This window comes from Chloroflexota bacterium, assembly GCA_016219275.1.
In the GTDB taxonomy this organism is placed as follows: domain Bacteria; phylum Chloroflexota; class Anaerolineae; order UBA4142; family UBA4142; genus JACRBM01.
Genome location: JACRBM010000056.1, coordinates 152,686 through 168,851, shown reverse-complemented (window position 1 = coordinate 168,851; position 16,166 = coordinate 152,686). Strand labels below are relative to the sequence as shown.

At 57.3% G+C, this 16,166-nt stretch carries 16 protein-coding genes; 1 reads left to right on the top strand and 15 read right to left on the bottom strand.

Features of this window, described 5'->3' with window-relative positions; genetic code table 11:
• Positions 1 to 447 precede the first annotated feature (447 nt).
• Positions 448 to 1,476 (top strand): zinc-binding dehydrogenase, encoded by a 1,029-nt coding sequence (locus tag HY868_15515; protein MBI5303542.1) that lies wholly within the window; start codon positions 448 to 450, stop codon positions 1,474 to 1,476.
• A gap of 64 nt (positions 1,477 to 1,540) precedes the next feature.
• Here HY868_15515 and HY868_15510 read toward each other — a convergent pair whose 3' ends face one another.
• The 15 genes from HY868_15510 to HY868_15440 form a co-directional block, all read right to left on the bottom strand.
• Positions 1,541 to 2,869, bottom strand: coding sequence for a VWA domain-containing protein (locus tag HY868_15510; protein MBI5303541.1), 1,329 nt, complete (start codon positions 2,867 to 2,869; stop codon positions 1,541 to 1,543).
• 50 nt (positions 2,870 to 2,919) lie between these two features.
• On the bottom strand, positions 2,920 to 3,810 hold the full coding sequence (locus tag HY868_15505) for a MoxR family ATPase (protein ID MBI5303540.1): 891 nt from the start codon (positions 3,808 to 3,810) through the stop codon (positions 2,920 to 2,922).
• A gap of 95 nt (positions 3,811 to 3,905) precedes the next feature.
• Positions 3,906 to 4,382: a hypothetical protein gene (locus tag HY868_15500; protein MBI5303539.1), complete on the bottom strand. Its 477-nt coding sequence runs from the start codon at positions 4,380 to 4,382 to the stop codon at positions 3,906 to 3,908.
• Between the two features lie 7 nt (positions 4,383 to 4,389).
• Complete coding sequence (locus HY868_15495; GenBank protein ID MBI5303538.1) at positions 4,390 to 5,391, bottom strand: XdhC family protein; 1,002 nt, start codon at positions 5,389 to 5,391, stop codon at positions 4,390 to 4,392.
• A 21-nt stretch (positions 5,392 to 5,412) separates the two neighbouring features.
• A complete protein-coding gene (locus tag HY868_15490) occupies positions 5,413 to 5,676 on the bottom strand; it encodes a hypothetical protein (protein MBI5303537.1) in 264 nt (87 codons plus the stop codon).
• A gap of 98 nt (positions 5,677 to 5,774) precedes the next feature.
• The gene (locus HY868_15485) at positions 5,775 to 6,161 is read right to left on the bottom strand and encodes a nuclear transport factor 2 family protein (GenBank protein ID MBI5303536.1); all 387 of its coding nucleotides are present in this window, start codon (positions 6,159 to 6,161) and stop codon (positions 5,775 to 5,777) included.
• On the bottom strand, positions 6,158 to 6,589 hold the full coding sequence (locus tag HY868_15480) for a nuclear transport factor 2 family protein (GenBank protein ID MBI5303535.1): 432 nt from the start codon (positions 6,587 to 6,589) through the stop codon (positions 6,158 to 6,160). Before HY868_15480 ends, HY868_15485 begins: the two co-directional genes overlap by 4 nt.
• Before the next feature lie 230 nt (positions 6,590 to 6,819).
• Positions 6,820 to 7,140 (bottom strand): GYD domain-containing protein, encoded by a 321-nt coding sequence (locus tag HY868_15475; GenBank protein MBI5303534.1) that lies wholly within the window; start codon positions 7,138 to 7,140, stop codon positions 6,820 to 6,822.
• A gap of 136 nt (positions 7,141 to 7,276) precedes the next feature.
• Positions 7,277 to 7,720 (bottom strand): ester cyclase, encoded by a 444-nt coding sequence (locus HY868_15470; GenBank protein ID MBI5303533.1) that lies wholly within the window; start codon positions 7,718 to 7,720, stop codon positions 7,277 to 7,279.
• Between the two features lie 122 nt (positions 7,721 to 7,842).
• Positions 7,843 to 10,194 carry a carbon-monoxide dehydrogenase large subunit gene (locus HY868_15465; GenBank protein MBI5303532.1) on the bottom strand — a complete coding sequence of 784 codons (2,352 nt, stop codon included), beginning with the start codon at positions 10,192 to 10,194 and terminating at the stop codon, positions 7,843 to 7,845.
• A gap of 2 nt (positions 10,195 to 10,196) precedes the next feature.
• On the bottom strand, positions 10,197 to 10,781 hold the full coding sequence (locus HY868_15460; protein MBI5303531.1) for a (2Fe-2S)-binding protein: 585 nt from the start codon (positions 10,779 to 10,781) through the stop codon (positions 10,197 to 10,199).
• A 2-nt stretch (positions 10,782 to 10,783) separates the two neighbouring features.
• Entirely contained in the window at positions 10,784 to 11,650 is an 867-nt protein-coding gene (locus HY868_15455; protein ID MBI5303530.1) for a xanthine dehydrogenase family protein subunit M, read from the bottom strand.
• A 566-nt stretch (positions 11,651 to 12,216) separates the two neighbouring features.
• Positions 12,217 to 12,726 carry a GNAT family N-acetyltransferase gene (locus HY868_15450; protein ID MBI5303529.1) on the bottom strand — a complete coding sequence of 170 codons (510 nt, stop codon included), beginning with the start codon at positions 12,724 to 12,726 and terminating at the stop codon, positions 12,217 to 12,219.
• A gap of 14 nt (positions 12,727 to 12,740) precedes the next feature.
• Entirely contained in the window at positions 12,741 to 13,430 is a 690-nt protein-coding gene (locus HY868_15445; protein MBI5303528.1) for a response regulator, read from the bottom strand.
• Complete coding sequence (locus HY868_15440) at positions 13,427 to 16,165, bottom strand: sensor histidine kinase KdpD (GenBank protein ID MBI5303527.1); 2,739 nt, start codon at positions 16,163 to 16,165, stop codon at positions 13,427 to 13,429. Before HY868_15440 ends, HY868_15445 begins: the two co-directional genes overlap by 4 nt.
• Position 16,166: the final 1 nt, after the last annotated feature.

Below are 16,166 nucleotides of genomic sequence, written 5' to 3'. Positions count from 1 at the left end.
TGCCAAGTTCGCAGTTACATTTCCACCGCGCAGAAAAACGGACAGCGGGTCTTGGATGCACTCAAGTCGGCGTTGCAAGGAACACCCTATGTGCCGCCCATCTTGGCTACGCAACCTGCATCAACCGCCTGAGCAGTTACATCTGACATTGTCAAACTACTCAGCCATCGTTCCTTTATCCGCGAATTACGCGAATCTTCGCTAATTTTTTCTTCTTATTCGCGCAATTCGCGTTATTCGCGGATAAATTTGTTTTTTCATCGGCGTAAATGTGGGGTGGCTGAGTAGTTACGCGAAGGTTACAAACCATTTTACCGAGAGATCGCGCTTTCAAACCTTCGCAAGGATGGGCTGGGTAGATACAACCACTCAACCATCCGTCTTGCGGTTCAAGCGAGACATGGCTATACTGGATGACGATCCTACTTTGCTTTGGCAGGAGGCAGAATGAAAGCATTGTTCTTTAACGAACACGGCGGCATCCCGGCTTTGCAATATGGCGATGTCGCAGACCCCGAGCCCGGACCCGGCGAAGCGCTCGTGCGGGTGCACGCGGTTGCGTTGAATCGCCTCGACCTGTGGGTGTGCCAGGGTTGGGCTGGACTCAAGTTGACGATGCCGCATTATAGCGGCGCGGATGTGGCAGGGATCGTCGCGGGGTACGGCAAGGACGCGCGTGGACCTGCCATCGGTACGCCGGTCGTCGTTGACCCCGGCGTTGTGTTGGGTGAAGATGATTGGACGCGGCGCGGCGAAGAATCGGTCAGTCCGCATTATCACATCCTGGGCGAAACCGTGCGCGGCGGATGCGCCGAATATCTGACGATCCCCGCGCGCAACCTGCTGCCAATGCCGGTTGGTTTTGATTTCGCATCCGCCGCCGCGCCGATCCTGGTTGGGTTGACCGCGTGGCGCATGCTCATCCATCGCGCGAAATTGCAAGCCGGCGAAAGCATCGCGATTATCGGCGCGGGCGGCGGCGTCAATAGCATTTCGATTCAACTTGCCAAGTATCTGGGCGCAACCGTGTACGCGATCACGAGCACGCCGGAAAAAATGCGGCGGGCGCAAGAACTGGGCGCGGACCAGGTCATCAATTATCGCGATGAAGACTGGTCGCGCGCGTTGTACACCATGACCGGCAAACGCGGCGTAGATGTCGTCGTGGACAATATCGGGCAAGCGACGCTGAATTCGAGTATGCGCGCAGTCGCGCGCGGCGGACGCATTGCAATCGTCGGCAACACGAGCGGAGCGCAAACTCAAATTGACGTGCGTTTCATATTCGGCAAACAGATCAGTTTGATCGGCAGTACGATGGGCAGTCATCAAGATTTTATTGACGTGATGGAACTCGTCTGGTCGGGGAAACTCAAACCGGTGATTGATCGCGTGATGCCGCTGGCGGAAGGACGCGCGGCGTACGAACTTCTGGCGTCGGGACAACAATTTGGCAAGATCGTCTTGCAGGTCTAGAAGAACCTTCGCAAGGTTAACTGACCTAAAAACCAGGTTTCTTCGAGAAACCTGGTTTTTTCCACTATTCCGAATTATCCTCGTATCGAAAACGCGGTGTTCCGTCAACGTTTTGAAGCGTCATCGTCCGACGCACATAATTGCTGGTTCCCATTTGCGGCACGTCCATAAACCTGGGCAGGGTGATCTCCTCACGCGCGGGAATGCGCGCGCGCGGGTGTTGACGCCGCAGGGCGCGAACCTCGGTCAGCGTTTCCAGTTTGGCGACGAGCATTTCCAAACTCGCCAAGTTGTACACCGACAAGAAATCATCCACGAAGGGCAGCGCGACCTGCAATCCCTGGGTCGCATCGCGCGCGCCGTCTGCGGCGACTAACGGACTGAGCCACATCAAGCGGAAACAACTCCGTTGCAAGCGCGCCATTTCATCGCGCAGTAATTCGAGCTTGCCGCAATCCCAACCGTCGCTAAGAATGAGAACGACCGCGCCGGCGCGTAGAACGCGGCGCGCCCACGCAAAGTTGAATCGCTTGAGCGCGTCGCCAATACGCGTACCGCTCGACCAATCGGGGACGCGTTGCGCCACGCGCGCGAGCGCGTTGTCCACGTTCCGCCGACGCAAATCCGGCGTGATGCGCGTGAGGCGCGTGCCAAACAGGAACGCCTCGACGTTCGTTGCAAACTCGGCGTGACTCAAGGCGTGGAGCAAGTGCAGTATCATCCGCGTGTAGCGTTCCATCGAACCGCTCACGTCCGCCAGCACGATGAGCGAACGTGGTTTGAATTTCGGCTGACGCTTGGGCAACTGAAATATCTCCGCGCCGAACTTGAGGTTTTGACGCATCAAGCGAGTAAAATCCACTTGTCCTCTGCGCGGCGAATTCTTTCTACGCCGTGTTTGGCGTTCACCGATGCGCCAGTCCATCGCCGCGATCAATTGTCGCGTCGCGCGAATCTCATCTTCGGTGAACTGATCGAAATGTTTTTGTCGCAGCGTTTCGCTTGGACTAGAAATTTTGATGGTGGCAATATCGGTCGGCGTTTGAGCGGACGACGCGTTTTCCGCGCGGCGAGTTTCGCGCTCTGCCCAGTGTTGAATCGTCTTGGGACGATCAACCCGGCGCACGGGTTCCTGGGTCGGATCAATCACCGCTTGTGTCGGGAAACCCTGGATGCGGAAGAACAGCTCGAACGCGCGATCAAAAATGGCGCGGTCGGCATAGCGTCGCACGAACAACGCGCGCGCGGCGTGGCGCACATCCTCCCGCGACGCGACGCCGATCACACGCAGGATGCGCGCCAGGTCGCTCACTTGCTCCATCGCCACATCCACACCGGCGTCGCGCAGGACGCGCGCAAAGATGAGGAGGTTGGAGAGGAAGTAATCAGACATTCGAGTGTCCAGTATTCAGTGTTCAGTTTCCAGTGTTCAGTGTTCAATGTTCAATGTTCAGAGGACTGAACACTGGACGCTTCGCGCGAATACTGATCACTGATTTTCTGAACGTCATCCTGGTATTTCAACAGCACCCCCAGCGTATTCTTGATCGTCGTTTCATCCAGCGCGTTCGCTTTGAGCGCGAGCAACGTTTGCGCCCAATCGAGTGTCTCGGCGATGCCAGGAAGTTTGTACAAATCCTGCCGGCGCAGTTCCTGAACGAACGTGACAATCTGTTGCGCCAGCGCTTCGGAGATACCAGGAACCTTGGCGCGGACGATCTGCAATTCTTTTTCAAACGCCGGCAGATCAATCCAGTGATAAATACATCGGCGTTTGAGCGCGTCGTGAATCTCGCGCGTGCGGTTCGACGTGATGACGACAATCGGGGGTTGTTGCGCGCGCAACGTGCCCAACTCTGGAATCGTGATTTGCCAATCGGACAAGAGTTCCAAGAGAAAACTTTCAAACTCTTCGTCCGCGCGATCGAGTTCGTCAATTAGCAACACCGGCGCGCGGTCGGAATGATTCTCGATGGCTTGCAACAGCGGGCGCTTGAGGAGAAATTCTTCGGAGAAGATATTTTTGCGCGCGGCGTCGCGCGCGACGCCTTCCGCTTCGAGCAAACGAATTTCGAGAATCTGCCGCTGGTAATTCCATTCGTACACCGCCGTGTTAACGTCCAATCCCTCGTAGCACTGCAATCGTATCAAGCGCGTAGCAAGGATGCGCGCGAGCACCTTGGCGACCTCGGTCTTGCCGACGCCGGCTTCGCCTTCGAGAAACAGCGGCTTGGGCAAAGTCAGCGCGATAAAAATCGCGGTGGCGAGACCGCGATCCACGATGTACCCATTTTCAGTTAGTCGCTGCTGGATTTCGTCAATCGTGTTGAACATGTTAATCGAAGGAAATAAGGGAAATGAAGGAAATGAGGGAACGTTCCATTCTTGCCTTTATTTCCCTTATTTCCCTCCGTTCCCTTGTTTGTGTTTCACATCATCGGCTTCGTCCTGGTACGCGCCGTCAATTCTTCTGCTAACGCTTTGGTACCGTGTTGAACGAACTGCTTGCCGACCGTATCCATCAATCGTTGTCCCAGACTTGCCAATGGTCCGCTCACATTGCCGGTCCCATCGTAGACCATCAGCGTTTTGCCATCTTGCGCCGTGAGCATGACCGACATATCGCCGCTCGTCCAATTGCCGCCGCCCTTGCCCTCGCCCCGGAACTTGACGAATTCTGGCGCGCGTTTTTCAATCACCGATATAGTTCCGTCGTATTTCCCCTTGACCATCGCCACGCCAATGGTCGCCGTCGCTTCATACTTGTCTTGGACAACCTGAACCAATCGCTCGACCTTGATTCCTGGGATTTTGTTCAAGATCAACGTAAGCACCTCGACATCAAACAAGAGTTGCCATACTTGCTCGCGCGCCGCGTCCACGACCAGGTTCCCCTTGAGATTCATCCCCATGTTATCCTCCCACGTTCTGCGTAAGGAATTTTTCCGGCGCGCGGTCGAACGCGCTCTTGCAACTGGCGGCGCAAAAATAGTACCGCGTACCGGCTTGCTCAGAAATATAGCGCGCCCCGGCGAGCTCGACCATCATCCCGCAAACCGGGTCCTGGGCTTCTGCCACGACCATCTCTTCGACCGCCGCAACCACTTGCCCGGCGTGTACTTTTTGCGGCGCAAGATGCTGGCGATGCACCTGAATGATCTCCGCGAGAATACTCACCGCGATTTCATCCGGCGTCGCCGCGCCGAGATCCAATCCGGCCGGCGCTTGTATGCGCGCGATATCCTCGTCGCTCACGCCGCGTTCGCGCAAGTAATCCACGCGGCTCGCGAATTTCTTTTTGCTCGCGACGAACGCGATGTACGGCGCGCCGCTCCGCGCCGCCGTTTCGAGCGCGAATTCGTCGTCGTGTCCCTGCGTCGCCACGACGACGAAGGATAACGGGCGCACGACGCACGCAGCGCGATCAAAAACGGACGCGACCGCATCGGCATCCGGAAATTCGTCGCGCGTTGCGAGCGGATCGAACACATCAATTTCAAAATTCAAGATACGCGCGAGTTTCGCCAGCGTGAGCGCGACCGGCGAATTCCCGAACAGAATCAACTGCGGGCGCGGCAAAACTGGCTCGATGTAAATATCGAGCGTACCGCCGCTGTGACACGTGATCGGAAATTCGAGGATGCCTTCTGTTTTTTCGGTCATGGACGCGCCTTTGCCAATGAGCCGCAAAAAACGCGGCTGTCCTTCGTGAATCGCTTTCTTCGCTTCGCGAATCACGGTGTCCTGCGCGCAGCCGCCGCCGATCCAACCCTGGAGCGCGCCGTCGCTTGTGATGAGCGCCTTGTCGCCCGGCTTTGCCGAGATCGGTTTCTCGGCGCGCACCACCGTCGCCACTGCGAACGACTCGCCCGCACGATTGAGTTGATAAATCTGGTCAAGGAGAACGTCTGCCATCGCGTAACGACCTTTCAGCGGTTATCTCAACGCGGCGTGATTATCCGTGTGCACGTGATTATTATCCGCCGCGCCAACGTGCTTGAAGCAAATCCAACCATCGCCATTTTGATCGGTCGCGGTTCCAATGTGATGGTGTTCGTGGTGATCGTCGTGGTGCATGGCAAGATGCAGTTGAAAACCATCCGGACAGCGACCGATGGGATCGCCATCGGCAGACACGCTGGGTGTGATGCCCACCGCGAAGATGAAGCACAAAAGCGCAATCGTCAATCCTGTTCGCATCGTTCTCCTTTTCAGAGACCGGTCGGGTTTGGAAAACCCGACCGGACTTGCTCCCGCTTTGTAAAAAGCAATTGGCAACTTGGCAACTAGTGTCGTGTTCAAGCCAAGAAGAATTTATCCAACGCATCTTGATCGTCCGTAAATCCCCAACCCTCGCCAACCTGACCTTGATCGTTGAGACGCATGATGTGCGCGCCGCGCAGATCAACGTGATGCCCCTTGCGCGTACCTTTCAAATTAAAAGTCGCCACAACATAATTGCCGTTGACCATCACATCCTCGAGTTCGAAATCCCAGCGCGTCAGCGGCGCCATACGCGACGGCATGACCTGGGTGTATTCGTCATAGCCGCGATAATCGCCGGAGACAGGATTGTGCCCGGGAACGTGCCAGACAATCTCGCGTGAGATCGTGGCGTTTTCTTCGGCGTCACCGCGATACATGCGGCGCACGGCTTCAAGATTTCGTTTGTCCTGTTCGGTCATTGGCTGGTCTCCTTCCAGACCGGGTTCGCCGTGTCCTGCGGTTCCTCGGACGCATGCAAGTACCCTAACCGCCACTTGTCATCTATCTTACGCCAAAGGATGGAAATGATCGTCTTGCCTGAAGTCTTCGATTCGCCGGTATTCATATGGGTTGTTTCGGTCGCGACCAGGGTCGCCATAACATTGGATTCATCGAGAATGAACATTTCTCTACTGGCGACCTGGTAATCAATGGATGCAAGACCCTTGCCCATGGCGGCGGCAATGCGCGCGCTCAATTCGCTGTATGTTTTCATCTCGCCGTTCCAAATGTTTCGATACTCTGGCGAGTTCAAATGCATCCCCACACCCCTGGCTAAATCGCCGGTTCTGAGAGAACCCAAGAGGTCGTTCTCGGCTTGAATAACCTGCGCTTCTATGTCGTTCATTTCTTCCTCCCGTGGGTTGGCAGTGCAAATGAAATGCGACCCAAGTGGCGTCGCCCAACGCTCCGGTTCAGCCGCGCGCGTGGAGCGATGCGGAACGCAGGGCGGCTACACGCACAGCTACGCCGCCCAGTGCATTACACCATTAACAGTGAGCAGGACGCTAATTCCCTCCAACCTGATAACATCCTGCTCAGACCATCTTCTCACTACTTGACCTTGACCGTGCAGCTCTATTGTCCAGGCGGGCGGTAGTTGACGGTCTGCTTCGTCGCTTGGTCAACCTCTTCCGGTGAAATGAGGACCGTCGTTCGCGCCTTCACGGCTCCGCTCGCGTTGACCGCCAGCGCCACGGCAGACGCGTTCACGTTGTTTGGCAAATCTACGATGACGAAAAAGTCGTCGCTGCCAAAAGCAAAGTAAAATCCCTCCAGTCGCCCACCCATCCCCTTGGCTAATTGCTCGACGGCTTCCCGGCGTTTCAACCCGCCATCTTTCAGCAGACCCTTCAGACCCTGCTCCGTGTAGGAGCCTTGAAATAGATATTTCGGCATTTGCTTTCCCCTTTCAAGATTCTGCCGTAGCCCGATTATTCGACTACCCCAGGTTCAACACACCGCGTTATTCAGACTTACGAAGTTTCCAAAAACTTCGTAAGTCTGAACGCCCTCAATGCTGCGCGACTTGCCGTTACTTACCTGGCATCGGCGCTAATCCCAACTGCATCATCATCCCAGCCATGTCGGGATAAGTGTGAATCTCCACTGCTTTGCCACTGCGGAATCGCACAAAGTAGGTTCCTTTGCCATGGATCGTTTTGCCGGTGGCGGGCAGCGTCGGCGCGCCCGGCGCCATCTGCAACGGACCCGTGTTAGTGCCGGTGAACTCCAACTCGGCGGCAATCTGATCCTCCGTGGCGACGCGATTCTTTACCACCACCGTCATATCCGGAAATGGGGTGAACCAGTTCTTGATGTACTCACGCACCGCGGCTTTGCCGCGCATGGCGTTCGGAGTACTGACATCATTCCACACCACATCGTCGGACAAGACTGCCAGAGAACGGTCTGCGTCATGGTTGTTCCACGATGCAATAAACTCATCGTCCAACTTGATATTATCTTGGATAGACACGGTCGTCTCCTTATCTTGATCTGGGTATGGTCGAACAAACCGTTGCCGAGTCTGTTCGAGCCACACGCACATGGGTTAATCAAATGTTGAGTAAGCGCGGAGATACTCCGCTGCACATGTCCTTATAACGCGACTCCCTTCTCTTTCAGAATCTGCCACACCTTGGGTGGCGTGATCGGAATGTCAATGTTTGTGACACCCAGGTGCGCAAGCGCGTCCACGACTGCATTCGCAATCGCGGGCGGCGCGCCCACCGTCGCCGATTCGCCGACGCCTTTCGCGCCGAGCGGATGATGCGGCGAAGGCGTCACCGTCTTGTCGAGTTCCCAATGCGGCGTCTCCATCGCGGTTGGCAAAAGATAATCCGAGAATGAACCGGTAAGATTCACCCCGTTTTCGTCGTAGACGATTTCCTCCATCAACGCCGGCGCCATGCCCATCGTCAAGCCGCCGTGAATCTGTCCATCCACGATCATCGGGTTGATGATGTTGCCGCAATCGTCCACCGCGACGAAACGGCGAATCTTGACCTGCCCCGTGCCGCGATCAAGATCCACAACGCAGATGTACGCGCCGAACGGGAATGTGAGATTCGGCGGATCATAGTAATCCACTGCTTCCAACCCGGCTTCCATCCCGAGCGGATGATTCGTGTACGCGGCGAACGCGATTTCCTGAATCGTTTTGGCGCGGTCGGGCGAACCTTTCACGAAAAACTTGCCGCGCTCCCAAACCAGGTCGTCCTCGCGCGCTTCAAGCAGATGCGCCGCGATCTTTTTCGATTTCTCCCGAATCTTGCGACACGCCATCGCCGCCGCCGCGCCCGCCGTCGGCGTCGAACGCGAGGCGTACGTGCCCAGTCCGTACGGCGCTGTGTCGGTATCGCCTTCTTCGACCGAGATGTCGTCTTCCGGAATTCCCAGTTCATGCGCGATGATTTGCGCGTACGTCGTCTCGTGTCCTTGCCCTTGCGATTTCGTGCCGAAGCGCGCGATCACTTTGCCGGTCGGGTGAATGCGAATTTCCGCCGAGTCGAACATCTTGATGCCCAGGATGTCGAACGTGTGCGATGGACCCGCGCCGACAATTTCCGTGAACGTCGAAATGCCGATGCCCATCAACTCGCCGCGCTTGCGTTTCTCGGCTTGCTCGACGCGCAACAAATCATAGCCGATGATTTGCTTGGCTTTTTCCAGCGCGCCTGCATAGTTGCCGCTATCGTACTCCCAGCCGAGCGCGGACTTGTACGGAAATTTTTCCGGCGGAATGAAATTCCGCATTCGCACATCCGCCGGGTCCATGTTGAGTTGATGCGCGAGAATGTCCACCATGCGTTCGATGGTGTGCACCGCTTCGGTCACGCGGAACGAACAGCGATACGCGATGCCTCCCGGCGGTTTGTTGGTGTACACGCCGTCCACTTCAGCGAACGCCTTTTGGAAATCGTACGAGCCGGTGCAGATCGAGAACAATCCCGCCGGGAATTTGCTGGGATTCGCCGCCGAATCGAACGCGCCGTGATCGGCGATGGTGTTGATTTTCAACGCGGTGATCTTGCCGTCTTTGCGCGCGCCGAGTTCGGCGTGCACGTGATAGTCGCGCGCGAACGAATCGGCAATCAGATTCTCCGTGCGGTCTTCGATCCATTTGACCGAGCGACCGGTCAGGACGGACGCGGCAATCGCGATGACATACCCAGGATAGACCGGCACCTTGCCGCCGAATCCGCCGCCAATGTCCGGCGAGATCACGCGGATTTTGTTTTCCTGCAAACCCAGGTGTCCCGCGACGAGCGCGATGACCGTCCGAATCGCGTGCGGCGCTTGCGTCGTCATGTACATCGTGAGTTTGCCTTCGGTCGCGTCCCAGGATGCGACGCAGCCGCACGTTTCAATCGAGGCGACGTGGATGCGCGGGATGTACATATCTTGCTTGACGACGACATCCGCCTTGTTCATTTCCGCGTCCGTCGCCGCCAGATCACCGACTTGCCAATGCCAGATGCGATTCGTCTTTTCCGCGCGGTCGAAACGAATCACCGGCGCGTTCGGTTGGAGCGCGAAGAACGGATCCACGACCGGCGTCAACGGATCGTAATCCACGTCGAGCGCGGCGACGCCATCCGCCGCCGCATAGCGCGAGGTCGCTACGACCGCGGCGACTTCTTGCCCATAGTACATCACCGTATCCACCGGCAAGACCATCTGCTTGTCGCTCATCAACGTCGGCATCCAATGCAGATTGTATTTCTCCAAGTCCTTGCTGGTGATGACGGACAGAACGCCCGGAATTTTTGTGGCGGCATCCGTGTTGATGCTATTGATGCGCGCGTGCGCGAGCGGACTACGCACGATATCGAGCCACAACATGCCGGGCAGTTTGATATCGTCAATGTAATTACCCTTGCCGCGAATGAAACGCGCGTCCTCTTTGCGTTTCACATCGGCGCCCATTCCATGCGCAATGGCAGCCATCTTCATTCACCTCCGCCCTGGACGCGCACGGGAACGCGCTCGGGTTCTTGTTGCGGGGCAGTGACTGGCGCAACCGCGGTCGGTCGTTCGACCGGCGCGGGTTGTGCCGCGTACATTTTTTGCGCCGCGTAGCGAATCGCTTTGACGATATTCATGTACCCGGTGCAACGACACAGATTGCCGGAGATCGCCCAGCGAATTTCTTCTTCCGTGGGATTGGGATCCTGGGTCTTGGTCAAAAAGGCGTACGCGGTCATCTCCATGCCCGGCGTGCAGAACCCACACTGCAAACCGTGCTCCATGTGAAAGCCCTCTTGCAACGGATGCAGTTTGCCGTCGCCCAGGTTCGCCAATCCTTCGACGGTCAGGATGCGCGCGTCGTTGGCTTGCACGGTGAACAACGTACACGACTTGACCGCTTTACCATTCATGACGACGGTACATGCGCCGCAGGAGGTGGTGTCGCAACCAACGTGCGTGCCGGTGAGATTGCAGACATCGCGCAGAAAATGCGCGAGCAACAAACGCGGCTCGACCTCGGTGTCCACCTCGGCGCCATTGACGACCAAATGGATTTTTTCACCCATCGTTAACCTCTCGCTCTCTCCAACGCCTTGTTGATCGCGCGCAGCGTGAGCACGCGCACGAGATTGCGTTTGTATTCTTCCGATCCGCGCAAATCCGCCGAGGGCGCGCAATCCGCTTGCGCGAACTGCGCCGACTGCGCGATCAATGTATCGTCCGGCATTTTGCCGCGCAACACATCTTCCGAGCGCGCTGCGCGGATCGCCGTCGGTCCGACATTCGTCAAACCGATGCCGACCTGCTGAATCTTGCCGGCGGTATCCAAATTCAATTGCACGGCAACGCCGGCGGTCGCGAAATCGCCGACCTTGCGTTCCATTTTCACGTACGCGCCGCCGTTGCGCGCGGGCGGCACGGGGAGACGCACCTCGGTGAGAATTTCGTCGGAAGTGAGTGTGGTAGTAAACAAGCCGATGAAGAATTGGTCAATCGGAATGACGCGCTCGCCTTTTACGCCGGTCGCCACGACCTCCGCGCGATATGCGAGCATGGTCGCTGGGTGATCGTTCGCGGGATCGGCGTGGGCGAGGTTGCCGCACACGGTGGCGCGATTACGCACGAGGGGATCGGCAATCGCGCGCGCGGTCTCGCGCAAGAGAGGATATTTTTCGCGGATGATCGGCGCGTTGTCGAGGTCGTCCTCGCGCACCGTAGCGCCGATGTGAAGCCAACCGCTTGCTTCACGAATGTAACCCAGCCCGACGATGTTGTTGATGTCCACGAGAAGCGGCGGCGTCGCGAGCCGGAATCGCATCAGGGGAATAAGACTTTGCCCGCCGGAGAGGATTTTGGCGTCCTGGTTCGATTGCAAGAGCGCAATCGCTTCGGGGACACTCTTCGGGGAAATGTACTGAAACTCTGCGGGAATCATACTCAACCACCTCCTTCAGTGGCAGGAACATCCCTGTTCCAAATCGCTCTGCCAACATCGGCAAAGCGTGATCGAAAGCGCGACCATCGGCGCGCTATTTCACTTGAGTCGAAGGAAAGAAGATTGCCCGCGTCCCCGGAGGATGTGAGGGAGATTAGAACAGAGGACTATAAAGAGTTTACAAGTACCGCAGAAAAGTAACACCATTATACGTCTAGACAAAACTCCGGTCAATCGGTCTACTTGTGAAATGCGTTAAAGTCTGATAAAAGATTTCGCGCCGCGTCCAACCGCCAAATTACGTACACCATGGACGATCTGACGGGAGACACGTGTCCGGTTAACGCGGCTTGCAGAAGGCAGACGATGCTAGAGAGGTTAAGGATTACTTTTAGAATCGGATTTTGTAGAGACGTGACACGCTTCGCGAACGTCTCTACAAAATCCGAAATTCCAAATCATTTTCTTAACGTCTATAGAGAGCACCGGCTCTGCGCGAGACCTTCCTCGCCGAAACCATCACGCTCCCAATTTCTTCTATTACCGTCCCCACCTTATCACGTACATCAACCTAGGTTCACATCGCCGCGCGGCGTTCGCGAGTCAAACGCCGTTTGATTTTCCTGGGTCGCGACAAAACCGGTCTTGACGCCTTTGCGAAAACCCGCTCGTTCGTAAAACCGATGCGTTTCCTCGCGTTTGGAACTGGTGAGCAACATGACCTTGTAGCAATTCTTCGCCCACGCGATTTGCAAAGCATGGCGCAGCAACTCGGTACCGACGCCCTTTTGCCGGTACTCGGCATGCGTCACGACATTTTCGATCAAGCCATACGGACGCGCGCCGCGGGTTAGATTCGGAATGATCGCGAGCGTGCAAGACGCTATCAGTTTGCTGTCACACTCGGCGACCAGGCAGTCCAACCTGGGATCATTCACGATGTCGTTCCACACTTGGTGAAGCAGGTCATCGCTCGGCAATGGCGCGTCAACGGCGTGCAAATGCCGGTACAATTCCAACAGAGCTGGTAATTCATTTCGATTGATCGTACGAATTTTTATTTCCACTGTACCCATCGCAGAAAAACTGATTACTCTGTTTTCAAACGATACCCGACACCGGGTTCGGTGATGATATAGCGCGGGCGTGACACATCGGCTTCGATTTTGCGGCGCAAGTTGCTGATGTTCACGCGCAACATGTGCGTCTCGGATTCATAGCCCGCGCCCCACACTTGGCGCAAGAGTTGATGATGAGTGAGTACTTTGCCGGCATTCAAAACTAACACGCGTAACAGGTCGTACTCGGTCGGCGTCAACGTCACTGCTTGTCCTGCCAACGTCACGACGCGCCGCTCCAGATCAATCGTCAACGCATCCACCGTGAACGCCGGTTGCGTCGCGGGCTGAAGCGTATGCCGCATCGCCACGCGAATGCGCGCCAACAATTCGCCGATGCCGAATGGTTTGGTGAGATAATCGTCCGCGCCCGCATCCAGCGCGGCGACCTTGTCCGATTCGTGTTCGTGCACGGAAAGAATGATGATCGGAATCTTACTCCACTCGCGCAACCGCTGGGTAACTTCAAGCCCTTCGATATCCGGCAAACCCAGGTCAAGAATAACCAGGTCGGGACGATGAGTAATCACTGCGGACAACGCTTCTTGCCCCGTCGCGACATCGAACACCGTAAAGCCGTGCGCCGCGAGCGACGTACGCAAAAATCGTCGAATGGACAACTCGTCATCCACGACCAACACGCGCGGATTGGAGTCGCTCACGCGCTTGCCTCCTTCGCCAATGGCAACGTCACCGCAATGATGGTCCCGCCGCCATCGCGATTTTCCGCGCGAATCGCGCCGCCGTGCGCTTCGACAATTCCCTTGCAGATGGATAGACCCAGCCCGGTGCCCGCCGCCTTGTCGGGACGATGCACGCGAAACGATTTGTCGAACTTGCGCGTGGCAATCGGCACGAGTCGTCGCGGGTTCTCTGCGCGTTCGACGCGAAAGAATTTGTCGAACACGCGCGTGAGGTTCTCGCGCGGAATGCCAATCCCGCGATCCTTGACCTGGATTTGCAACGCCGCGCCTTGCACGCGCGCGGCTATTTCGATTGGCGTATCAGCGAACGAGTACTTGAGCGCGTTATCGAGCAGGTTTACCAACACCTGGACGATCAGCGCAAAATCCATCGGCACGAGCGGCAGGTCGGGAGGAATATCCACGTTGACACTTCGCTCGGCGATGCGATTCCCCAGCCGATCCAAAGTCGAGCCGATCAGATCCTGGACATCACACGGTTCTTTCTTCAGTCGAATCGCGCCGGCTTCGATCCGCGTCATGTCGAGCAGATTGCCGACCAGCCGATTCAATCGTTCGGCTTCGCCCAGCGCGGTCTCGATGAGATTGCGGCGATTGGCGGCATCCAGATGTGAATTCTCTTCCTGCAAACTGCTCAACGCGCCCGTAATCGAAACGAGCGGCGTGCGGAGTTCATGCGAGATCGAATCGAGGAGCGCCGTTTGAAGTTTCTCGGTCGCTTGAATCAAGTGCGCCTGGCGCGCTTGCTCGTGAAGCTGGGCGCGCTCAATCGCGAGCGCGGTTTGATTCGCGAACGATTCGAGCAAGTGGCGTTGTTCCGCCGTGAGATGCGGACCCGCGCTAGGCGGCTTGACGCCCAGCACGCCGACAACCCCGCGCGAAGTTTTGAGCGGCGAGCACCGAATCGTCGCGGCGGGCAAGGTATCCGTACCGCGTCCGGCGGGTTCGCCATGTTGAAACGACCAGGTCGCAACGGCAAGCTCATCTTCGCTGATTGCAAAACCAGTCGTCGTCATGCGCGGCTTGAGCGCCTCGCCCTCCGGCAACAGAATCACCATCTCACGGCTGAAGGTTTGACTGATGTGCTGAATCGCCGCGCGCAAAATATCTTCCACACCATTGCTCGCCGCAAGGTCGCGCGTGAATCCGTACAGTTCCGCCGTCTGCGCTTCGCGTTGCTGGGCGGCTTGGGCTTGCTCGCGGACACGTACCGTCAACGCGCTAATCACAATACCGACCACCAACAAGCCGGCGAAGGTCAACAAGTACTGCGCGTCATAAACGACGAAGGTAAGATAGGGCGGCACGAAGAAAAAATCGAACGCGAGCACGCTGAGCACCGCGGCAAGAATCGAAGGTCCGCGTCCCAGGTAAATCGCGGCGACGACCACCGTCGCGAGATACACCATGACCAAATTCGTCGGCGTGATGTTGCCGTGCAACGGCGCGCCGAGCAAGGTCCCGATGGCAACCAGACCCAGACTCTGCGCATACCGGCGCAGCGGGCGATGCGGTCGCCACCCTTCCGTTTCGATCACCGGCGATACATCCCCTTCGCCGCTGATCACGTAAACGTCAATGCGTCCGCTTTGGCGAATGAGTTGATCCACGATCGAGCCGCGCACCAATTCGATCCAACGCGAACGCACCGGCTTGCCCGCGATGATTTTAGTGATGTTGTGCGAACGCGCGTAATTGATGATCGTCTCCGCGACGAGCGGACTCGTCACCGTCAACACTTTCGCACCCAGCTCTTCCGCCAAGTCGAGCGCCTGCACGATTCGATTGCGTTGCGCCGGCGGCATCTGCGCGTGTTCCGGCGGTTCGATGTACACAGCGAACCATTCGGCTTGGAGGTCTTCGGCGAGCCGGCGCGCGGTGCGAATCAATCGCTCGCTCAACGCGCCCGGGCTGACGCACACGAGCAAGCGTTCGGCGGCGGGCCAGGGACCGGGAATCGCGCGCGTTTCCATGTACGCGCGCATTTGGTCGTCCACGCGATCCGCGGTGCGGCGCAAAGCGATCTCGCGCAAGGCGGTCAAGTTGCCTTTGCGAAAAAACTTTTCAATCGCACGCGCGGCTTGATCCGGCACATAGACCTTGCCGTCTTTCAATCGCTGAAGCAATTCATCCGGCGAAAGGTCAATCAATTCGATTTCGTCGGCTTCGTCGAGCACGCTATCGGGGATCGTTTCGCGAACGATGACGCCGGTAATTTGCGCGACGACATCGTTCAGACTTTCGAGATGCTGAATGTTGAGCGTCGTGTAAACATCAATCCCGGCGGCGAGAAGTTCGAGCACGTCGAGGTACCGCTTGGGGTGGCGCGCGCCCGGCGCGTTCGTGTGCGCGAGTTCGTCCACGAGCGCGATCTGCGGTTTGCGCGCGAGCACGGCATCCACATCCATTTCGGCGAGGAGCGCGCCGTGATATTCGATGGGCTGGCGCGCGATGATTTCCAGACCAGCGACCAGCGCGTCGGTTTCCGCGCGCTTGTGCGTTTCGACGTACCCGATGACGACGTCAACGTGGTCGGCTCGGCGCGCGCGTGCGGCTTCGAGCATCGCGTATGTTTTGCCGACGCCGGCGGCATAGCCCAGGAAAATTTTGAGTTTGCCGCGCGCTTGCTGTTTTTCTTCTGCTTGCACGCGCGCGAGCAACTCATCGGGATTCGGGCGCGGATGTTCTTCCATA